20 protein-coding genes are annotated in these 20,616 nt (G+C 41.7%); 4 read left to right on the top strand and 16 right to left on the bottom strand.

Annotated elements, in window-relative coordinates; translation table 11 throughout:
• Positions 1-116 precede the first annotated feature (116 nt).
• From BLS24_RS14495 to BLS24_RS14475, 5 genes are all read right to left on the bottom strand, one after another.
• Entirely contained in the window at positions 117-812 is a 696-nt protein-coding gene (locus BLS24_RS14495) for an L-ribulose-5-phosphate 4-epimerase (protein ID WP_091760776.1), read from the bottom strand.
• A gap of 32 nt (positions 813-844) precedes the next feature.
• A complete protein-coding gene (locus tag BLS24_RS14490) occupies positions 845-2,440 on the bottom strand; it encodes a xylulokinase (RefSeq protein WP_330388287.1) in 1,596 nt (531 codons plus the stop codon).
• Positions 2,441-2,463: 23 nt separating this feature from the next.
• Complete coding sequence (locus BLS24_RS14485) at positions 2,464-3,540, bottom strand: GntR family transcriptional regulator (RefSeq protein WP_091760770.1); 1,077 nt, start codon at positions 3,538-3,540, stop codon at positions 2,464-2,466.
• 147 nt (positions 3,541-3,687) lie between these two features.
• Entirely contained in the window at positions 3,688-4,527 is an 840-nt protein-coding gene (locus BLS24_RS14480) for a DNA-3-methyladenine glycosylase family protein (protein WP_091760768.1), read from the bottom strand.
• Positions 4,524-4,982, bottom strand: a complete 459-nt coding sequence (locus tag BLS24_RS14475) for a restriction endonuclease (protein ID WP_091760765.1) — start codon at positions 4,980-4,982, stop codon at positions 4,524-4,526. The genes BLS24_RS14480 and BLS24_RS14475 overlap by 4 nt, the downstream gene beginning before the upstream one ends.
• Positions 4,983-5,105: 123 nt before the next feature.
• Between BLS24_RS14475 and BLS24_RS14470 the strand changes: the two genes are divergently transcribed.
• The gene (locus BLS24_RS14470; RefSeq protein WP_091760761.1) at positions 5,106-6,194 is read left to right on the top strand and encodes a PTS sugar transporter subunit IIC; all 1,089 of its coding nucleotides are present in this window, start codon (positions 5,106-5,108) and stop codon (positions 6,192-6,194) included.
• 14 nt (positions 6,195-6,208) lie between these two features.
• The gene (locus BLS24_RS14465; RefSeq protein ID WP_091760756.1) at positions 6,209-6,964 is read left to right on the top strand and encodes a class I SAM-dependent methyltransferase; all 756 of its coding nucleotides are present in this window, start codon (positions 6,209-6,211) and stop codon (positions 6,962-6,964) included.
• Positions 6,965-6,998: 34 nt separating this feature from the next.
• Here the strand turns inward: BLS24_RS14465 and BLS24_RS14460 are convergent, their stop codons facing one another.
• The 10 genes from BLS24_RS14460 to BLS24_RS14415 form a co-directional block, all read right to left on the bottom strand.
• Positions 6,999-7,682, bottom strand: coding sequence for a DNA alkylation repair protein (locus BLS24_RS14460; protein WP_091760753.1), 684 nt, complete (start codon positions 7,680-7,682; stop codon positions 6,999-7,001).
• Positions 7,683-7,733: 51 nt separating this feature from the next.
• Positions 7,734-8,792 (bottom strand): ORF6N domain-containing protein, encoded by a 1,059-nt coding sequence (locus BLS24_RS14455; RefSeq protein ID WP_091760749.1) that lies wholly within the window; start codon positions 8,790-8,792, stop codon positions 7,734-7,736.
• 51 nt (positions 8,793-8,843) lie between these two features.
• Positions 8,844-9,137 carry a resolvase gene (locus tag BLS24_RS14450; protein WP_091760747.1) on the bottom strand — a complete coding sequence of 98 codons (294 nt, stop codon included), beginning with the start codon at positions 9,135-9,137 and terminating at the stop codon, positions 8,844-8,846.
• A 330-nt stretch (positions 9,138-9,467) separates the two neighbouring features.
• Positions 9,468-9,902 (bottom strand): helix-turn-helix domain-containing protein, encoded by a 435-nt coding sequence (locus tag BLS24_RS14445; protein ID WP_091760745.1) that lies wholly within the window; start codon positions 9,900-9,902, stop codon positions 9,468-9,470.
• Positions 9,899-11,020 (bottom strand): acyltransferase family protein, encoded by a 1,122-nt coding sequence (locus tag BLS24_RS14440; RefSeq protein ID WP_176764452.1) that lies wholly within the window; start codon positions 11,018-11,020, stop codon positions 9,899-9,901. Before BLS24_RS14440 ends, BLS24_RS14445 begins: the two co-directional genes overlap by 4 nt.
• A 175-nt stretch (positions 11,021-11,195) precedes the next feature.
• On the bottom strand, positions 11,196-12,647 hold the full coding sequence (rlmD, locus tag BLS24_RS14435) for a 23S rRNA (uracil(1939)-C(5))-methyltransferase RlmD (protein ID WP_091760742.1): 1,452 nt from the start codon (positions 12,645-12,647) through the stop codon (positions 11,196-11,198).
• 15 nt (positions 12,648-12,662) lie between these two features.
• Positions 12,663-13,157: a tRNA (uridine(34)/cytosine(34)/5-carboxymethylaminomethyluridine(34)-2'-O)-methyltransferase TrmL gene (trmL, locus tag BLS24_RS14430; RefSeq protein ID WP_071177265.1), complete on the bottom strand. Its 495-nt coding sequence runs from the start codon at positions 13,155-13,157 to the stop codon at positions 12,663-12,665.
• Between the two features lie 26 nt (positions 13,158-13,183).
• Positions 13,184-14,620, bottom strand: coding sequence for a HAMP domain-containing sensor histidine kinase (locus tag BLS24_RS14425; protein ID WP_091760740.1), 1,437 nt, complete (start codon positions 14,618-14,620; stop codon positions 13,184-13,186).
• Positions 14,621-15,322 (bottom strand): response regulator transcription factor, encoded by a 702-nt coding sequence (locus BLS24_RS14420; RefSeq protein WP_091760737.1) that lies wholly within the window; start codon positions 15,320-15,322, stop codon positions 14,621-14,623.
• Between the two features lie 16 nt (positions 15,323-15,338).
• On the bottom strand, positions 15,339-17,738 hold the full coding sequence (locus BLS24_RS14415; RefSeq protein WP_091760734.1) for an endonuclease MutS2: 2,400 nt from the start codon (positions 17,736-17,738) through the stop codon (positions 15,339-15,341).
• A gap of 160 nt (positions 17,739-17,898) precedes the next feature.
• Between BLS24_RS14415 and BLS24_RS14410 the strand changes: the two genes are divergently transcribed.
• Complete coding sequence (locus BLS24_RS14410; RefSeq protein ID WP_176764451.1) at positions 17,899-19,251, top strand: S1C family serine protease; 1,353 nt, start codon at positions 17,899-17,901, stop codon at positions 19,249-19,251.
• A 28-nt stretch (positions 19,252-19,279) separates the two neighbouring features.
• On the top strand, positions 19,280-20,224 hold the full coding sequence (locus BLS24_RS14405; protein WP_091760729.1) for a 3'-5' exoribonuclease YhaM family protein: 945 nt from the start codon (positions 19,280-19,282) through the stop codon (positions 20,222-20,224).
• A 145-nt stretch (positions 20,225-20,369) separates the two neighbouring features.
• Here the strand turns inward: BLS24_RS14405 and BLS24_RS14400 are convergent.
• A partial coding sequence (locus BLS24_RS14400) for a transposase (protein ID WP_442857230.1) occupies positions 20,370-20,616 on the bottom strand: 247 nt, incomplete at its 5' end.

Below are 20,616 nucleotides of genomic sequence, written 5' to 3'. Positions count from 1 at the left end.
TGTATCATACCTCTAAAATTACATATTTCTACTAAATGCATTTAAAATGTATCACACTTGAAAATATGAGTCTATCGTATTTTTTGCCGAACTTTTCCTAAATGATGCTAAAATTCTCATCGTTGACCATAATATGCATTAGCACCGTGCTTACGGTAGTAGTGCTTATCCTGAAGCTCCTGAGGAGCTGGCTTAACCTCTGGATTGATAACCTCGCATCTGTAAGCCATCTTAGCAACTTCTTCTGTAACAACTGCGTTGTGAACAGCTTCATGTGCATCCTTGCCCCATGTGAATACACCGTGGTTCTTGCAAAGAACTGCTGGAACAGCCACAGGGTCTTTTTCCATTCTGTTGAATTCATTAACAATGAGATGACCTGTGTTCTCTTCGTATGCTGACTCAATCTCATCCTTTGTAAGACATCTTACGCATGGAATCTCGCCATAGAAATAATCTGCATGAGTTGTGCCATAGCAAGGAATACTTCTTCCTGCCTGAGCCCAGCTTGTTGCATAGGATGAGTGAGTGTGAACTACGCCGCCAACTTCCTTGAATGCCTTGTAGATCTCAACATGAGTTGGAGTATCTGATGAAGGATTGAGCTTACCTTCTACCTTGTTGCCATTAAGATCCATAACGACCATATCATCAGGAGTCATAGTCTCGTAATCAACGCCGCTTGGCTTGATCACGAAAAGCCCGCTCTCTCTATCGATGGCACTTACATTTCCCCATGTAAAAGTAACAAGACCATACTTTGGAAGTAAGATATTTGCTTCATAAACTTTTTTCTTTAATTCTTCTAACATTTCTGCCTCCTCGAAAATACCTCGCTAAGTGATTACTTAAGTGACTCAACAGCAGCCTTCTCAATTGCAAGACCAGCGTTGTAATCCTTCATGAACTCATTAAATCCTGCCACATCTGCAGCTACAGGCTCGCAAGTCTCAACCTTACCGCTTGCAAATACCTTGTCAGAAAGATATTTCTCTAAAGTCTCGCCTTCAGCCTTCTGCATCATGTATCCAGCAAGAATAGCCTGTCCCCAAGGACCACCCTCTCCAGCTGTCTCCATAAGCTTAATTGGTGTATCAAGAGCTGCTGCCATAACTCTGTCGCCAACGCCTCTGATCTTGAAGAATCCGCCCTGACCAAAGAAGAAATCAGCCTTAACATTCTCTTCCTTCATAAGGATATCGTTACCAACCTTAAGTGCTCCAAGAGCTGTGTAAAGATGTGCTCTCATGAAGTTTGAAAGATTGAACTTAGCATCTGGTCTTCTTGCGAAAAGAGGTCTTCCCTCATTGAAACCAGTAATGCTCTCGCCTGAGAAATAGTTATATGCAAGAAGTCCGCCGCAATCTGCGTCGCCTTCCATTGCCTTTCTGTAAAGAGTTCCATAAAGTGTGTCATCATCAACATCCTTACCGATGGCGCCAGCAAATTCTCTAAAGAGGCCAACCCATGCATTAAGGTCTGATGTACAGTTGTTGCAGTGTACCATAGCAACCTCTTCACCTGATGGTGTTGTAACAAGGTCAAGCTCTGGATATGCCTTTGAGAGGCTGTGCTCAAGAACTACCATTGAGAATACTGATGTACCAGCTGAGATGTTACCAGTTCTAACTCCTACTGAGTTAGTAGCAACCATACCTGTTCCAGCATCACCTTCTGGAGGACATACTGGAATACCAGCCTTTAACTTTCCGCTAGGATCAAGCTTTTTGGCACCTTCTGCAGTAAGTTCGCCAGCTCTAGCACCAGCTGGAAGTGACTTAGGAAGGATATCCTCAAGCTTCCAAGCAAGGTTCTTGTCAGCAATAAGCTCATCAAACTGCTGAACCATCTTCTGATTGTAATCGCAAGTCTTTGAATCAATAGGGAACATTCCTGAAGCATCGCCTACGCCCAGAACCTTCTCTCCTGTAAGCTGCCAGTGAATGTAACCAGCAAGTGTTGTAAAGAAATCAATCTTTGAAACATGCTCTTCCTTATTAAGGATAGCCTGATACAAATGAGCAATGCTCCATCTCTGAGGGATATGATATCCAAAGAGATCAGTAAGCTTCTCAGAAGCCTCCTCTGTTATTGTGTTTCTCCATGTTCTAAATGGAGCAAGAAGTGTGCCCTCCTTGTCAAAAGCCATGTATCCATGCATCATAGCAGAAAATCCCATAGCTCCAACTGTCTCAAGTTCAACGCCATACTTAGCCTTTACATCCTCAGCAAGCTTAGCGTAGCAGTCCTGAAGTCCGCCCCAGATATCATCAAGTGTGTAAGTCCAGATACCATCCTCAAGTCTGTTCTCCCAACCATGAGAGCCAGAAGCGATTGGATTGTACTTCTCGTCTGTAAGAACCGCCTTGATTCTTGTTGAACCAAATTCGATTCCCAAAAATGTCTTTCCCTCAGCTATAAGCCCTTTAACTTCTCCCATAATAATCTCCATTTCCTCTCTTTTTATTTTTCTTTTATCGAATTCCTAAGTATCACATCCTCAGAAAATTCGTAAGTTGCATTAAACGTCACTTTCTGCTCATGTATGAGTCTTATCATATTCTGAGCAGCTTTTTCGCCAAGCCTGTGCTTGGGATGAGGTATTGACGAGATCATAACTCCGTCAACGCCCATTCTCGCTATATCTGAATCATCCATGCCAATTACCGACATGTCATCAGGAAGTTTCAATCCATCCTCCGACAGTATCTGCATCAGCATGCCAGCCACCTGATCGTTATAGCAAAAGACAGCTGAACAGCCCTTAAGTCTTTCTTTTACCCTGGAAAGAGCCCTTGCTCCGTCCTTGATATCTATCGTGTCGATGAAGTTCACGTGGTCATAGGTAAAAGGAAGCCCAAACTCCGTCACCGCCCTAAGATACCCTCTGTACCTCTCGCGTCCCTGACCATCATCTAGCTTCAAGATACATCCTATATCTTTGTGCCCAGCATTAATCAGCGCCTTGACCGCCTTGTAGGCACACTCTTCATCATTTATAGAAACGTGTGGAAGATCCAGCTCCGGATAGAAGCTGTTTATGAAAAGAACCTTTATCCCCCGACCAACTATCCTCTTGTACAAGTCCATGTTTGGATTTGGAAGTGCACTCTTTACCGGCTCCATGATGATACCGGCTATATCTTTTCTATCTAATACATCAAGGAGTATCTGCCTCTCCCTGTTGACCGTGTTGTTGGTAAAAGAGATCTGAATTGAATAACCTTTTTCACTAAGGGTACTCTCTATGCCCCTTATGGTACTAGGAAAGATGTAATCATCAACGTAAGTTGTAACTACTGCCACAACTGAACGAAGACTGTCATCTGCCCTCTGGTCAGCCACGTAAGTTCCGCTTCCCCTGCGGCTCTCTAACAGGCCATCTCCAGCCATGACTTCGATAGCATGTCTGATGGTCTGCCTACTAAGATCAAACATCTCACACAGCTCATTCTCAGACGGGATCTTAGATCCAGGCTTAAGAGTTCCATTATCTATATTTGAATTTATCCATTCGATTACGCTCTCGTACTTAGCCAAAAGTTGTATTCTCCCCTAGAACTTGTATCGTTTTTGCACTTTTGTCAGCAATTTACTAATCCAAGCATAATCATCATAAATTCACGAGTTTTTAAAATCAATCAGTAATATATACAAATTTGTAAAGTTGTATATGTACAAATTTCCTTATTTGTCTTTTACAAGTCCATCATTTCTGGAATAGAAAAAGAGATACTGCTGCATCACGCCGTTGTATGGCGCGTATCTTTCAAAAACAAAGCCCTCTGGATACTTGGTTTCAAGCACTCTGTTGATCCATACATCTTTTGGAAAAGCATCTAGCCTGTGATATCCAAACAAGATCTCGCAGTTAGCAACCTTAACTCCAACACCAAAAAGCTTTAAAAGTTCTTCCATAAGTTCCACATCAGACAGCTTATCCCAAGAAGAGAGATCAACTAGACCACTTGCCACATCTTCTGCTGCCTTTTTTACATACTTATCTCTGTAACCAAGGCTGCAGCTACCAAGCTTATCTAGAGAAAGAGCTGCTAATTTCTCTGGTGTAGGAAATGAATATATCCTTCCCACTCTCTCATCTTCTGCTATGAGGTCTCCTGCCATGGCGCAGAGCTTCTCAATAGAGGCCTTGATAGCCGGAATGTTTTTTCTCTGAGATATGATAAAAGAAATAAGCATTTCCCAAGGGTCCTGTCTAAGGATCCTGATACCCTTGCCATATTCAGATGCATTATATAAATAGATGTCCTTCTTTTTGCTAATTCGTCCTCTGATGTCAGCGTAGCTCAGTTCAAGGTCAAAATAGTTCTTCCAAAATTCATCAAATTCTTTTTTGCTGCAGCTAAATTCATACTCGCAATTTCCAAGCTCTTTTACAAATACGTGTTTATCAAGTGCTGCTACGCTAAAGGTTCCAGGTTCTGTCTCGCATTCATTAAACCTGAAGCACTGGCCACTATCTGCAATTTTCTTAAGATCAAAATCATCTTTTATAGTAATCTTCATTTTGTTCTTCCTTTTTGGATCTCCATTCCATCTACGTAGCCTCTGTCCCAGAGCATGATGTTAAGCTTCTGGGCAAGCTCTACCGCAGGCTGAGTGAAATACTGATTGGTCATGACAACGCCCACCATCCTGCCGTAGTAATCTCTTCCGGCATATATCTCCTGAACTGCCTTAACGCCAATAGGCTTATCATAGCATTTACACTGAAATGCGTAGGTAATGCCATCCTTCTCAGCCAGGATATCTGCTCCAAAGTCGCCGCTACCTTTTGTAACTTCGACTTCCAAAAAGCCGTTGTCTTTTAAAAGGTCTGCACAGTAGTATTCAAAGTCGTGCCCTTCCATCTCATCCATTGGAAGAGGGCGAAGTCTACGCCTTTTTATCAAAAGAAATATGATCGTCGACAGTAATATGACTGCCACAATTATTGAAACTATTATCAGTTGTTCTTTCATTTTAGTACCTTTATCCTTGTAAAAGTGCCATCAGCCCTTAATATTACTATAGTTATCTATTATAGGATATAGTATAATCGTGAAGATGTGTAGTAAAAATACATGTATTTACAGGGAGAAAGTATGGAAAAGGTAAAGGAATTCTTAAAACGAAAAGACATCGAAATCTCACTTAAGCGCTACGGTATTGATGCGCTTGGAGCAATGGCTCAGGGACTTTTCTGCTCACTGCTCATTGGAACTATCATCGACACAGTCGGCAAACAGTTCAACATACCATTTTTATTAAACACAGTAGCCACTATTGCTGGCAAAGAATACACCGTCGGCGGACTTGCATCTGCAATGAGCGGACCTGCAATGGCTACAGCTATTGGTTTTGCACTTAAGTGCCCACCACTTGTACTTTTTTCAATGATCACTGTTGGATTTGCTGCTAACGCCCTTGGCGGAGCAGGCGGTCCTCTGGCAGTTCTCTTTGTCGCTATTCTTGCAGCTGAATTTGGTAAGGCTGTGTCAAAAGAGACAAAGATAGATATCTTAGTTACTCCACTCGTTACTATCGCAACTGGAATATTCTTCTCTTGGCTGATTGCACCTCCACTTGGACAGCTTGCAATGTGGCTCGGAGATGTCATTATGAAGGCAACAGAACTTCAGCCATTCTTCATGGGAATTGCTGTTTCAGTTCTTGTGGGCGTAGCCCTCACACTTCCAATCTCTTCTGCAGCTATCTGCGCAGCCTTTGGATTAGTAGGACTTGCTGGCGGAGCGGCTGTAGCAGGTTGCTGTGCTCAGATGGTTGGCTTTGCAGTTATCTCATTTAAGGAAAACAAATGGGGCGGCCTAGTATCACAGGGCCTTGGAACATCAATGCTCCAGATGGGTAACATCATCAAGAATCCACGCATCTGGATCGCACCAACACTTGCTTCTGCAATCACTGGACCTATTGCAACATGTCTCTTTAAGCTTGAGATGAACGGAGCTCCTGTTTCATCAGGTATGGGTACTTGCGGACTTGTTGGCCCTATCGGTGTTTACACAGGATGGGTAAACGGAGTACTTGATGGTACTAAGAGTGCTATCACAGCCTTTGACTGGATCGGACTTCTTATGGTTTGCATCATCCTTCCAGCAATCTTCTCACTTGTGATAAACGCAGGTGTCAAGAAGCTTGGCTGGGTAAAAGAAGGAGATATGGCACTTTAAGGAGGTTTGACATCATGGGAAGCATATACGATCATTCAGAAATCTACGATCTTCTTGAAGATGAGAACAGATATAACGCTTACAAAAAGCACTGGAAACATCTTTTTGAAGGCAAAGAGATAATCTCCATGCTAGATATCAGCATTGGATCTGGAAGTGTTACATTACCAGTTTTAGATTTAGGCATTTCACTTAGCGGATCAGATCTTAGTGAAACCATGCTAAATAGTTGTTCCAAAAAGATATCTGATAAAGGCTTTACTCCAAACTTAAAGGTCGCTGATTTTAGAGATCTTTCATGCTGGGGAAATCAAAAGTTTGATATTGTCGCAAGTACAGGTAATGCTCTTGCATATGTATCTAACGAAGATGTCTGTCATGTACTAGAAGAGATGGATAAACATGTTGCAGACAATGGTTTCATCTACATCGACACCAGAAACTGGGACAAGATCTTAAAAGAAAGAAATCGCTTTTATCTGTATAATCCATTCTTTGTAAATGGTGACAGAGTCAATTTCACACAGGTTTGGGATTACAATTCAGATGGAACTATGACCTTCAATCTGTTGTATACGTTTGAGAAAGACTCAAAGATTTACAAAAAGGAAATTTTCGAGGAGCATTATAATCCAGTTTCAAAACAGCTTATTACCGATAAGCTCACAGAACTTGGATACAATGAAATACAACTCTTTAATTTCCCATCATATGCTCCAATGCTTCCATTCGAAGATATAGAATGGTACACAATACTTGCGAAGAAATAATAAACTGCGTGCATCACAACGATGCACGCACTTTTTACTTTATCTTCAGCGTTCTCAAATATTCTTTTTGTTCTGCTGTTATTCTATAACTTTCAATCGCCTTCTGTATCGTCTTGTTATGAACCCACTTATCAAGTTTCTTTTCCTGGATATAAGGTATGGTAGCCTCATACTGCTTAGCCAGGGCTGTTGCAAAGTACCAGGCAATCATCATGTTTATGTAGTATTCGTCTGATTTTATTTTTGCTACCGTTTTTAGATACTTAGGATCAAAGTCTTCATCAAGAAAGTGCTGCATCAACATTCCTATAGCGAACCTTATGGTATAAGTCTCTTTTGACTTCATCCACTTTTCTATGGATTTTAGGAGCTCACTCTTATGCTTCTTGAAAACTTTTGGAGACATCTGATCACAGGTTGCCCAGTTATTTACATAGGGGAGAAACTTTTCAAGCTCTTCCATGCACTTATCAAAATCTTTAATCTCTGAGATGATAAATGCCTGTAATTGATTTTCATCAAAGTATTTATGAGGAAGGCCGTTCAAGAACTCTTCTATGCCTTCTCTTTTCACAAGCTCTTTTGCATACTTCCTAAGTTCCGGAGTGCGCACGCCTATAGCCTCAAATCCATCAACACCAGGAATGAGGCCACTTTGAAAATCTCTATATTTCTTGTCTTGTAATTCGAATAGTTTGGATTGAATTTCCAATGTCATATTTTTATCTCCAATGAACCGTTTTATCCATTGTACATCTACGCTACTGGCTTACGGAAGAACTAAAGTCGCATTTTTCGATAACTTTTGTATGATAGGTTCATACTTTTGTATTCCAAAATCTTCAACGATACTTGTTATTCTTGCTCCGGCATCCTTAGAAGATGCACCACATAAGAAAACTCTCTCATTCTTTGTTCCGTAATCCAACACGATAAACCTGTCATGAAACACTCCACCAGTACGCTGCATTGTAATTTTTATTGCCGGATACTCTTTACAAAAATCCTTGTACTCTACATTATGTAATTTTCCATTACCAACATTATCACTGAACACCTTGATTTCAATGTTTGCGTTAGCATTCTTAAGAAGCACTAGCGTCCTAAGGCCTATATAATTATCAACCAGATAGATTGACTTCTTTGCCTGACTATAAATGGACGAATATGCTATATCAGCACTGCAATACTTGGTATTGTACATAAGCCAGCCGTTATCGGTGTCATTTACAAAACCATTCATCATATCTGCTAAATCTGACTTGGTGACAACATCTCCTAGCTGGTCCATGACATCAGACATCTGCTTTTCCACAGAGCCAAGATCCATGCGAAGCTTTGTTATTTCCATCTTATTCTCTGCCGTCTGCATGGAAAGCTGCATCATTTCTCGCTGGCTTATAAGATTCTGATTGCTAATTATGTAATCTTTCATCTTTTTGAAGGTACGTACCAATGCCCTACTTTGCTTTACTGCCAAGTCGCCTTTTAGCACTGTCATCAACATATATACGCCTTGTTCAGTGAATGCATATGGGACATATCGAGAACCGCCCCAACTTGAGGTGAAATTTTTGCACCTCAAGATTTCATCATATTCGTCTTTCGTCAATTGGAACATAAACTCATCGCCTTCAAACTTTTCGGCGTTGTTCTTCACTTGCCTATTAAAGTTTTTTGTTTCATATCCATATATCTTAGCAAGGTCTGTATCCAGCATAACCTTGAATCCCCGGACTTCATAAAGTTTTTTATTTAGTAACGCCGCTGTAATCTCAATTACTTCATCTTCCGTGTTATCTAATTCTTCTTTTTCCTTTATTCCCATCTTTAATCTCCAACTACTTATTTTTTATGGTCACAAATTGCAATCGTTTTTTTACAATTCCTTTTTATTGTCCTTTTCCTGCAACTTCCTTAGTTCATCATAATAAGCCTTATACCTATAAGCCGTTCTGCGGCTTATTTCGCCCTTATTTACAATCTCCATTATTGTCATTCCACCTTCGTATTGAATAGCAAATTCGTTATATGATTGCATCCAATGTTCATCATGCTTTTGTCTTCCAGCAAACTTTTTGCTTTTATAATATTCAAGCTCTTCTCTGAGCTTTGAGTTTTCTTCCTCAAGTTCTTTGATCCTTTTTAATGCAGCTTCAAATGTTGTAATCATATACTTTCCCTCTCGTGCCAATATTATTGTGACACAAGAGTATCATTCCACCGCGTTAGTGTCAACAGGTTTTTGGCACAACAAGAAAGCAGCTCAAAGCCTTTACCTGTCCTGTCATCCGAATACTAACCACGGCAAATGTAAAGATGATTACCAATGCAAATATGATTACTATCGTAAGAAATGTCTTAAACAACTTTTTCATTGTCTTTTTCTCAAGCTTCAGCAGTATCTGCTTTACATTTTGTCAACACTATTTCAAAGAAAAAGCTCCGGCACTTTCACCGAAGCTTAAACGTACATTATTCATCATCTTTCACCTACATTCTTTTAGTCAGTTATACTTTCTTTCGCACTGTTGATAAGACCGAGAAGGCCCGTCTCCTTAATAAGAGCTATCCCCTGGAATTCATCTCCGAGGACAATCAGATTGTCGCCTGTTTTAATATCGAAGATCTTTCTTGCTTTGGCAGGAATGACGATCTGACCCTTATCTCCCACTTTGACCATTCCAAAGATATGTTTTCCTTTCGGTGGTATAGCATATCCCAGGTTGTCCGAATCATTCTTTTCATATGATATAAGGTCGTCCATTGTTACACCAAAGAGGTCAGCCAGCATCTTACATCTCTCTATATCCGGCAGCGACTCTCCGGTCTCATATTTTGAAAGCGTCTGTCTGGATACGCCTATCTTCTCTGCAATTTCCTCCTGTGACAGGTTATTAAGCTTTCTTAATTCCATAAGATTGTCTGCAAAACTCATTCTTTCTTCTCCTTTTTTATTCCCAGAACACACCACCTTATGAAAGGAATGCGGCTCATGATTTCATACAGAAGGTAGGAGCCTGCGAATGCTGCTATTGCAACCAACAGGTATACGATGACAGGGGCAAGGAACGGACATAATGTATGCAGATACCATCCGCTGACCGCTATCATCAGATAATGGAATACGTAGAGGCCCCATGATTTTCGGCACATCCACTTTGAGAAAGCATTCTCAAAATTCCCCCATTTTTTCATGAAGGCAAGTATACCGAGAGTTCCAAACCATGCGTATACATTGCACATGATCGTGTCCAGAACCACGTGATCCGGATAAGGCTGACCTTTATATAAAATCACAAAGGCTATGCAGGATGCGAAGGCAAGGACGCTTAATAACAGCCAGTTTTTACCAAGTCGATCCATCACGACCTCATGGGACAGTACAAAGTAGCCGATCAAAAAGCCCAGTCCGTAAATACCGAATCTGTATACCACTATTATCGGTGTGTTAAGTATCTGCGCTGCTCCGTATACGGGTATGACAAGAAGTATAAGTGTCAAAAGATTTGCTTTCCCGCAGATATTATAGAATCTGTCTTTTTCAATTCTTCTGATCAGTACCAGTATCAGGCTGAAGAGCCAAAGCATCTGAATATACCACAGAGGACCTGAGCCGCTGACTGCCATTATCAGGAAAAGGATTGGCCCCGGTACGTTGTTCATGGAATTAAATGCACCAGACATCAGCATGTTGTAATAGCCAAGAATCCAGCCGAAAACCAGAAGGCCGATTGTTGATGGTACAAGATATTTTCTCGTCCTTACGCTGATAAATTCCTTTTCTGTTCGTTTAATTAGTTCATAGTGGGCTGACATGCCGGATACCACAAACAGAAGTAACATGAACCAAGGATATACAATGTACTGATATGTATCCTGGGGCTGATGTTTACTGAAAGGTCCGATGATGCCATGTTGTGTTACACCGTTGAATATGTAGATTACATGATAGATGACAACCAGCACTACTGTTATCCAGCGAATATTATCCAAGTACACCTTCCTCATATTTCTACCACCTTTGCCAAATATTTTAACATTTTTCTCAATCATAAAAAAGTAAGCTCCACCTGTCTACCAAGCGAAGCTTACATATTTTGCTATTTTTTGTTAAATTTGGTTGCGAGCGCATAATTTTATAAAAAGCGCTCATTTTTTCACAAGGAAGTTCCAATATCGCATATATGCGATATCGGAACAACAGTCGTCTCTAAACTCCAACGCCCTTTCAGGTCGTTCTCGTTAAGAGAACGACTGTTTCGACATGCCCACTCCAGCTGAACATGTCGCAGGCTCTGACAGCCTTAAGCTCATAGCCGCCATCAGCTAGTATTCTTAAGTCTCGCGCTAAGGTTGCGGAGTCACAGCTTACATATACGATCCTGTCTGGCTGCATCTTGAGCATTGTCTCAAGGCACTTCTCATCACATCCCTTTCTAGGAGGATCAACTACGATGACATCTGGGTGAAGTGCATCATTACTTGATACTCCATCGTAGCCGCCATTTTTATAAAACTCAGGGAGCACTTCTTCTGCCTTACCGCAGAAGAAATCTGCATTTGAAAGTCCGTTTCTCTTGGCATTTCTCTTTGCATCTTCTATAGCATCAGGAATGATCTCTACGCCAAATACATGCCCTGCAGTTTTGGCCATGGATAATGTAATGGTTCCAATTCCGCAATAGAGATCCCAAACAGTCTCTTTCCCTGATAGATCAGCGTAGGTGATTGCCTGCTCATAAAGCTTCTGAGCCTGAACAGGATTAACCTGATAGAAGGAAAGAGGCGAAATCTCAAAATCAAGGCCGCAGAGAGTGTCTGATATTGTGTTTCTTCCCCAGATTGTATGAATCTCGTAGCCCATGATGACATTTGTCTTTTCAGTATTGATGCTAACCGAAATACTTGTCATGCCGGCAACCTTACTAAGTGCATCCACAAGCTTTGCCTGTGCTGGAATAAACTCAGCGCCAGCTTTTTTGCTGCCTTTATAGTTTATTACAAGGCATACCATGATCTGATCGCTGGTAAAGCCTTTTCTAATAAGCACGTGCCTTACAAGACCTTTTCCAGAAGCTTCATCATAAGCCTTGATCCCATTTTCTTCCATGTGCTTTAATACTGCGTCCAGAATAGCCTTATTCTCTTTTATTCCGATATAGCAATCATCCACAGGTATGATACTGTGGGTTCTGCCTGCATAGTAGCCGGCAACAAGCTTGCCGCTTTTGTCAGTTCCGATTGGGTACTGGGCTTTGTTCCTATATCTCCAAGGCTCATCCATGCCGATAATAGGCTCAGTTATGCTGTCGATGAAATCTCCATCAAAGCCCCCAAGTCTTACGATATTGTTCCTTACTTTATTCTGCTTGAACTGAAGCTGTCTCTCATAGGTCATGTTCTGAAGCTGACATCCGCCGCACTGCCTTGCGATAGGGCACTTTGCTTCCTGTCTAAACTTCGAAGGTTCAATAACCTTTTCAAGATGGGCGTAAGCATAGTTTTTCTTGGCCTTCATGATCTTGGCGCTTACTGTGTCTCCAATTACCGCATCCTTAATAAAGAGGGTATAGCCGTCAATCTTGCCTATGCCCTCTCCGTCGTTTCCTATATCTGTGATGGATACTGTCAGAAGCTCGTCTTTGCTATATCTGACATCTTCTTTTTTCTTACTTCCCATTTGATCCTACCTGTATTACTCTTTCCAATGAAGTCTGTGGAGCTCGCCCTCTGTCTCAAGTCCCTTGAATTCGTTCTGTCTAAGGGCTTCGTAGAGAACTATCGCAACTGAATTAGAAAGGTTTAAAGACCTGATATCATGTCCCATAGGAATCCTGATACAACTTTCTTCATTGTCCACCAGAATTTCCTCTGGAATTCCAGCACTCTCCTTGCCAAACATGATGTAGTCATCCATTCCAAAGCTAACATCTGTATATGAACGCTTTGCCTTGGTTGTAGCGTACCAGATCTTGGCTCCTGGGTGCTTTTCCTTGAAGTCCTCGTAGTCTATATATCTTGTGACATCGAGCTTTTCCCAGTAATCCATTCCGGCTCTCTTTATCTCTTTTTCATTGAGTCTGAATCCCAAAGGCTCGATAAGATGTAAACTTGTTCCTGTTGCCACACAGGTTCTTCCGATATTTCCAGTATTCTGTGGAATCTCAGGCTGATGTAAAACTATATGCATTCTTAAACTAACTTCCTTTATTACTATTATTCCTCATCATCAGCATCCATAACTGCTGACTTTGGAAGAGAAAAGATAAACTCGGTACCAACACCTGCTGTGCTGATAACGTTGATGTTCTCTTCGTGGGCCTTTATGATCTCTTTTACAATTGAAAGGCCAAGGCCTGTACCCTTCTTGTCCTTACCTCTTGAAAGATCCGACTTGTAGAATCTGTCAAAGATAAGCTTCTGGTCTTCTTTTGGAATACCGATTCCGCTGTCCTTAACAGACACAAACACCTTGCTGTGCTTCTCTGTGGTCTCGATCTTGATTGATGAATCGTGGTGACTGAACTTGATAGCATTATCAACCAGGTTATAAAGAACCTGCTGAATCTTGTCTACGTCAGCATTTACCAGCATCTTATCATCAGTAAGAACCAGCTCGATTGCAATCTTCTTATTTCTGCATGTTCCCTCAAAAGATTCTGCAACTTTCCTGATGACCTGATTAATATCAAAATCAGATTTATCAAGGAGCATTCCCTTAGTGTTGAGGTTGTTAAGCGTCAAAAGCTCGTTGGTGAGCTTAGTAAGTCTGTCTGTCTCGTTGATTACAATTCCAAGGTATCTCTCATGCATCTCCTGAGGTATGGTTCCATCCTGCATTGCCACAAGATAGCCGCGGATAGATGTAAGTGGAGACCTGAAGTCGTGAGATACATTTGCAATGAACTTCTTTTGGTCATCCTCCTGTCTTGCGATCTCGCCTGCCATATATGATAGGGACGCCGCAAGATATCCCATCTCATCTTCTGACTCAACCGAGAACTCATAGGACATATTGCCGGCTGCATACTGCTCTGTAGCCTTGGTGATCTTGCGAAGTGGTATATATACCAGCTCCGTGAAGAAGATCAGGATGATAAGAGACAGTAGGAAAAGAACTATCAGCATCAGGTAGGATATGTTAAGAAATTCATTGGCCTGCTCCTGAATATCAGAAACAGGTTCGTGAATTACTACATAAGCCTGAACCTTGTAATTGGCCGTTATAGGCGCAAATACACTTACCACATCTGAGTCAAAAGAGTCCCAGAAATTGCCGGTGGTGTAATATGAGCCCCCAAGAACTGAAGGATCAAAGCCTTTGATAACTATCTCATCCCCAGGCCCAAGATTTCTTGATGAATCAAGAACCAGTCTTCCTGATGGGTTTATTATCCATATGGGCTCATTATCCATGTACTTGGACAATGTAACCATTTGAGTGTGTACTGTTTCAAGTGAAGTTTCACTGTTGTACAGATCTGCCGCATAGGTGTTGGCAATCTGCGTGGCAACCTGATACATGCTGTCTGTCTTGTCTCTTCGTATGCGCTCATAGGTCATGCTATATACGAAAGTCGCAACCACTATAAAGCCAAAGACGGCAAACAAAAGGTACGCCAAGAGAAACTTCAGATAGAGAGTTCTCTTCATTTACTCCATTACCTCGAATTTGTATCCGATTCCCCAAATTGTAGCAAGTCTCCAACTCTCATGATCACTTAGCTTCTCACGAAGTCTCTTGATATGAACGTCGACTGTTCTAGTATCTCCAATGTATTCGTAGCCCCAGATCTGATCAAGGAGCTGCTCTCTTGTGAAAACATGGTTTGGTGATGCCGCAAGGAAATACAAAAGCTCTAATTCTTTTGGTGGCATATCAACTCTCTCACCCATGTATGTAACAGAGTAGTTTGTCATGTTGATCTCAAGATCAGGATATCTTACAACCTTATCGTTAGATTCAGGTGCTTCCTGAGTCTGAGGCTTATATCTTCTAAGAACTGCCTTTACTCTAGCCACCAGCTCTTTTGAATCAAAAGGTTTCTCCATGTAGTCATCAGCACCCATCTCAAGGCCAAGAACCTTATCAAACACTTCTCCCTTAGCTGAGAGCATGATGATAGGTACCTGTGATCTTGTTCTTAACTCTCTACAGACCTGATATCCATCAATGCCAGGAAGCATCAGATCAAGGAGCACAAGGTTTGGCTTAAATGTGTCAAAAGTATTGATGGCAGTCTCACCATCGTTGCAGATCTTGGTCTCAAAGCACTCTTTTACCAGATAAAGAGATATGAGCTCTGCGATATTGTTGTCATCATCTACAATTAATATCTTCTGCTTAGTTGCCATAATTTCCCCCAAAATATTATTTTATAAACGTTACTATTGTCACGCCTGCATCGCCTTCGCCAAATTCTCCAAGCTTGAAGGATTTGACATAAGGAACACCCTTAAGATACTGATGAACAGCCTGTCTCAATATGCCTGCGCCCTTACCATGTACAACTCTTACGTTATTAAGGTGTGACATATAGGCGTCATCAAGGTATTTATCAAGTGCAGCAAGCGCATCATCTGAATTCTTGCCAATAAGATTGATCTCAGTCCTGATATTTGCTGACCTTGAAAGATCCATCTTGCCGCCGCTACTACTGGTGTTTCTGCCATAGAACTTCTTCATGGCAGCCTTGCCATCTTCATCCTGCACCAGTACAAGGTCTCTGATATTAGCCTTGGTCCTCATGATACCGCACTGTACAAAGAGGTAACCATCCTTGTCAGGTTTGGAACTGATAGTTCCCTTAAGTCCCATAGACACGATCTTGACTGTTTCTCCAAGCTTAAGCTGAGACTCCTTGAGAATTGGATGTGTCTCCTTTGGTTTTTCAACCTTCTTGGAAATGGATTTATTCTTGTCAGAGATCTTCTGTCCTACGCTGGTCCTTGCTCTCTCAAGATCCTGCATTGTGGCATCTGGTCCGGCTTTTCTAAAGGTTCTAATAGTCTCATCAGCAACATCCTTGGCTTCCTGAAGGATGTCTCTCGCTTCTTCATTGGCCTTTCTGATGATCTCATCCCTTTGTTTATCAAGCTTGTAGGTCTTTTCCTCAAGCTGAGTCTTGAGCTCTTCAACTTCTTTTTTGTACTGAGCGATCTCAAGGCTCTCGCTCTCGATAGTCTTACGGCTCTTCTCAAGGTCTGCAAGAAGATCCTCAAACTTTTTGTCCTCAGTACCGATCTGCTCCTTGGCAGCTTCAATGATCCTGTCTGGAAGCCCAAGCTTTGAAGAGATCGCAAAGGCATTACTCTTTCCAGGGATTCCAATAAGGAGCTTGTAGGTTGGCTTCAGGGACTCAACATCAAACTCGCAGCTGGCATTCTTGATGCCAGGTGTGTTGAGGGCATATACCTTAAGCTCGCTGTAGTGAGTTGTAGCCATGGTCCTTATCTTTCTCTCATGGAGATCATTAAGGATAGATATAGCAAGAGCTGCGCCCTCTGTAGGATCAGTTCCTGCGCCAAGCTCATCGAAAAGGCAAAGTGAATTCTCATCAGCCTTCTCCAAGATGCTAACGCAATTAGTCATATGTGATGAGAAGGTAGAAAGAGACTGCTCAATACTCTGCTCATCTCCGATGTCTGCATAAACTTCTGTGAATACTGAAAGTTCAGACCTGTCACCAGCTGGAATCGCAAGGCCAGCCTGTCCCATCAGGGTCAAAAGACCTACTGTCTTAAGTGTAACTGTCTTACCACCTGTGTTAGGTCCTGTGATGATCAGCATGTCAAAGTCGCGACCTGCGTATACATCGATAGGAACAACCTTGTCTTTATCAATCAGAGGATGTCTTCCCTTCTTGATATCAAAGGCGTGCTGCTCATTAAATACTGGTGTGATGGCATTTATCTCAAGTGCATATGAAGCCTTGGCAAACACAAAGTCAAGGTCAGTCATAATATCTGCGTTGTACTTGATAGAGTCTACGTGCTCTGCAACCTTGAGGCTGAGCTCAGCAAGGATCTTTTCGATCTCTGCTGTTTCCTGTAAGATCATTTCTCTTAACTTATTATTGAGCTCAACAATTGCTTGAGGCTCAATGAAAAGCGTAGATCCTGATGATGACTGGTCGTGTACGATACCATTTATCTGAGACTTATACTCAGCTCTTACAGGGATACAATATCTGTCACCACGCATGGTTACTACAGTATCCTGAAGGTATGTCCTCATTGATCCGTTGATGATCTTGCCTAGCTGCTCGTGGATCCTGTCATTGGTCAGCATCATTCCGCGTCTGATATGCTTGAGGGCTGGGCTTGCATCAGAACTCATCTCATCTTCTGAGATGATGCATCTTCTGATCTCAGCTGATACAAAGGTAAGTGGCTCAAGCATCTCAAAAGATTCTGATAAAGAGTCTCTCTCCTCATTATCCCTTTGAGGTCTGCCGTAAGTCTTAACTCTGTTGACATTATCAAGAAATGCTGCAAGCTTTAAAAGAGCTGCCATATCCAGTGCACTTCCGATCTTAAGTGCCTTAAGTATCCCCTGAAAATCCTTGTTGTCACCAAAGTTTGTACTACCCTTTTTAAAGATCCTTGAAATAGCATCCTTTGTTTTTTCCTGATTCTTTCTGATCTCTTTTATATCAGATGAAGGAACAAGCTCTCTGCAGAGTTTCTTACCAGGCTCTGAAGTCGCATGTTCTGTAAGTCTTTCAATAATCTTGTCGTATTCTAGTACGTGTAAAGCTTTCTGATTCATAATTATTTTCCTGTGTCTAAAGTTACATAATCATCCAAATTACAGTTTACCATCATAAGAGTTTCTTTGCTACTTCTTATACTTAAAAGATAGGGGCATTTAGGGAACTATGGTATAATATTGAAATGTATCAAGTAGTTTTATGGGGATGGGGTATTCTATGCCAACAAATCAAGAAGAAAACAAAAACGAAAACCTAGCTAATACCGATTTTATTAGCGAAAAGATAAAACAAAGACCTATCAACAGGAAAAAGCTCTTAAGGCGCACCATTATTACTGTCACCTTGGCAGTACTTTTTGGCTTTGTTGCCTGTCTTACTTTCCTTTTATTGCAGCCACTTTTTAGCGACAAGCTCTATCCAGAAAAAGAGCCTGATCCAGTCACACTTCCACAGGAATCAGCCAGCGACGAGCTTACTCCTGAAGAGATGTTTGTAGACGACGATCAGATTGCTGCAAGCGAAGCCCAGAGTTTTGAAGAAAGCCAGAAAGATCAGATCGATCAGGCTATTGCTTCTTATTCCTTTGATTCATCAGATTATAACAAGATGGTAAGGTCACTTAAGTCCGTAACAGATGCCGTTAAGCCTAGCCTTGTAAGTGTCACAGCTCTTTCTAATGATACTAACTGGTTTAGCGATTCCTATGAATCAAGCGGTTCTACATCAGGCCTCATCGTAGCTGACAATGGAACAAATCTTTTTATCCTTGTTCCATCAACTGCCGTTTCAGGTGCAGAGACTATCCGCGTGACTTTCTGCGACGGAGCAACTGCAAGTGCTGACCTTTGCCTTATGGATAGCATCACCAAGCTTGGTGTCATCTGTGTCAAAAGAGCTGCTCTTACCCAGGACACACGAAATACTATTGGGCCAGCTGATCTTGGAAGCTCAGCAGGTGGTAATCTTACAGGATCTCCTGTCATTGCGCTTGGTAGCCCTGTAGGCGTTCAGGACTCAGTATCCTACGGAATCATCACTTCTGAAAAGAGCTCCATAAACCTTGTAGATACAAATTATAAGCTTCTTACAACAGACATCTACGGAAGCTCATCTGCTACAGGAATACTTATAAATCTTCACGGTCAGGTTATTGGAATCATTGATATGTCACACAATCAAACAGACATGTCCAATCAGATAAGTGCCATCGGAATTACTGAATTAAAAGGCCTTATCGAAGATCTTTCAAATCAAAAAGACAGAGCATTCCTTGGTATCCACGGTGCCACAGTTCCTAGTGACATTCAGGAAAGCCTTGGAATTCCAGCCGGCGCTTATGTGACTCAGACAGAAATGAGTTCACCAGCTATGCGCGCAGGCATACAGAGCGGAGATATCATCACATCTTTTGGCGGATCTCCTATTGATACCTATGAACATTTGGTTAGCAAGCTTGCAGGTTGCGAACCTAATGATATAATTACAATTACTGTTATGAGACAGGCTCCAAACGAGTACATAGATATTGAGATTGAAGTTACTCTCTCAGCCTCCACAACAGACAAGTAAAGAAGTATTAGAAACGAGGATTTTTTAAATGAAGTTCATTAAAGATTTAAAGCCAGGCGATCGCATTGCTGACATCTACATGTGCAAGCACAAGCTCAGCGCCACTACCAAGAATGGTAAAGAGTACTACTCAGTTACTCTTCAGGACAAGACAGGCACAGTTGATGCAAAGGTTTGGGAACCTAACAGTGATGGTATCGACGAGTTTGACGATACAGATTACATTGATGTTTTTGGTGAAGTTACAAGCTTCAACGGTATGATACAGGTTAACGTTAAGCGCGCCAGAAAGTGCCACGAAGGTGAGTATGATCCATCTCTTTACCTTCCTGTTTCAAGCAAGAACATCGATGACATGTACAAAGAGCTCCTTGGAATAATTGGTTCCATCGAGAACCCATATCTTAAAAAGCTCCTTGAAGAGTTCTTCATCCACGATGAAAAGTTTATCGATGTATTCCGTAAGTCTAGTGCAGCCAAGACTGTTCACCACGGCTTCATCGGCGGGCTTTTAGAACACACACTTAGCGTTACTAAGCTCTGTGATTACTTCTGCAAGTCTTACCCAGTTCTAAAAAGAGACCTTCTCCTTACAGCAGCTATCTGCCACGACATTGGTAAGACCAAAGAGCTCAGTCTCTTCCCAGTAAATGACTACACAGATGAAGGTCAGTTCCTTGGCCACATCGTTATGGGCGCAGAGATGGTCGGTGAGAAAGCTCGTCAAATCGACGGCTTCCCAGAAATCCTCAAGCAGGAGCTCCAGCACTGTATCCTTGCTCACCACGGCGAGTACGAATACGGCTCTCCAAAGAAACCATCTATCATCGAAGCTGTTGCCCTTAACCTTGCAGACAACACCGACGCCAAGATGGAAACCTTCACAGAACTTCTTGCCAACATCACAGCTCCAGGCTGGCAGGGATATAATAAGTTCTTTGAGAGTAATATCTACGATTCACGTATGGATTAATAAACATTTCTAAAATACAAGAAAGAGTTTGAGATACCTCAAACTCTCAGACTGTAGACAAAGTGGTCCTGAGAGCGTAGCTCTCAAGACCATTTTTCTTTTTCGCGAGTGTTTTATTGATAATAAAGGATAGAAACGGCCTCTATCAGGCCATCTCTAACCGCCATTCATGCTTGATTCTTGCAAGCTTTTTCAGATTCATACACGCAAAGGTAAGCGCGACCTTCATTTCCATCCGCGCCTTGCCATACATCTGCGTATATCTGAATCCGTGGTTCTCTTTTGCTGTTCCAAAGATTCTCTCTATTGTTTCTTTTCTGTGAGAATAGAGATCCTTCATTCCTTCTGTGTACCTTATATTCTCACATTCTTCCATGTAATCTTCCCAGATA

Origin of the sequence: Butyrivibrio sp. INlla18 (assembly GCF_900103635.1) — a bacterium.
GTDB lineage: Bacteria > Bacillota > Clostridia > Lachnospirales > Lachnospiraceae > Butyrivibrio.
This window is presented reverse-complemented; position numbering and strand designations above follow the sequence as displayed.

Excerpts from the sequence above, each read along its gene's own strand:
- BLS24_RS14465 (WP_091760756.1), top strand. The coding sequence starts at position 6,209 with ATGGGAAGCATATACGATCATTCAGAAATCTACGATCTTCTTGAAGAT.
- BLS24_RS14410 (WP_176764451.1), top strand. The coding sequence starts at position 17,899 with ATGCCAACAAATCAAGAAGAAAACAAAAACGAAAACCTAGCTAATACC.
- BLS24_RS14475 (WP_091760765.1), bottom strand. The coding sequence starts at position 4,982 with ATGAAAGAACAACTGATAATAGTTTCAATAATTGTGGCAGTCATATTA.
- rlmD (WP_091760742.1), bottom strand. The coding sequence starts at position 12,647 with ATGGGAAGTAAGAAAAAAGAAGATGTCAGATATAGCAAAGACGAGCTT.
- BLS24_RS14440 (WP_176764452.1), bottom strand. The coding sequence starts at position 11,020 with ATGATTGAGAAAAATGTTAAAATATTTGGCAAAGGTGGTAGAAATATG.
- BLS24_RS14420 (WP_091760737.1), bottom strand. The coding sequence starts at position 15,322 with ATGGCAACTAAGCAGAAGATATTAATTGTAGATGATGACAACAATATC.
- BLS24_RS14415 (WP_091760734.1), bottom strand. The coding sequence starts at position 17,738 with ATGAATCAGAAAGCTTTACACGTACTAGAATACGACAAGATTATTGAA.
- BLS24_RS14495 (WP_091760776.1), bottom strand. The coding sequence starts at position 812 with ATGTTAGAAGAATTAAAGAAAAAAGTTTATGAAGCAAATATCTTACTT.
- BLS24_RS14470 (WP_091760761.1), top strand. The coding sequence starts at position 5,106 with ATGGAAAAGGTAAAGGAATTCTTAAAACGAAAAGACATCGAAATCTCA.
- trmL (WP_071177265.1), bottom strand. The coding sequence starts at position 13,157 with ATGCATATAGTTTTACATCAGCCTGAGATTCCACAGAATACTGGAAAT.
- BLS24_RS14455 (WP_091760749.1), bottom strand. The coding sequence starts at position 8,792 with ATGGGAATAAAGGAAAAAGAAGAATTAGATAACACGGAAGATGAAGTA.
- BLS24_RS14425 (WP_091760740.1), bottom strand. The coding sequence starts at position 14,620 with ATGAAGAGAACTCTCTATCTGAAGTTTCTCTTGGCGTACCTTTTGTTT.
- BLS24_RS14460 (WP_091760753.1), bottom strand. The coding sequence starts at position 7,682 with ATGACATTGGAAATTCAATCCAAACTATTCGAATTACAAGACAAGAAA.
- BLS24_RS14405 (WP_091760729.1), top strand. The coding sequence starts at position 19,280 with ATGAAGTTCATTAAAGATTTAAAGCCAGGCGATCGCATTGCTGACATC.
- BLS24_RS14490 (WP_330388287.1), bottom strand. The coding sequence starts at position 2,440 with ATGGGAGAAGTTAAAGGGCTTATAGCTGAGGGAAAGACATTTTTGGGA.
- BLS24_RS14480 (WP_091760768.1), bottom strand. The coding sequence starts at position 4,527 with ATGAAGATTACTATAAAAGATGATTTTGATCTTAAGAAAATTGCAGAT.
- BLS24_RS14445 (WP_091760745.1), bottom strand. The coding sequence starts at position 9,902 with ATGAGTTTTGCAGACAATCTTATGGAATTAAGAAAGCTTAATAACCTG.
- BLS24_RS14450 (WP_091760747.1), bottom strand. The coding sequence starts at position 9,137 with ATGATTACAACATTTGAAGCTGCATTAAAAAGGATCAAAGAACTTGAG.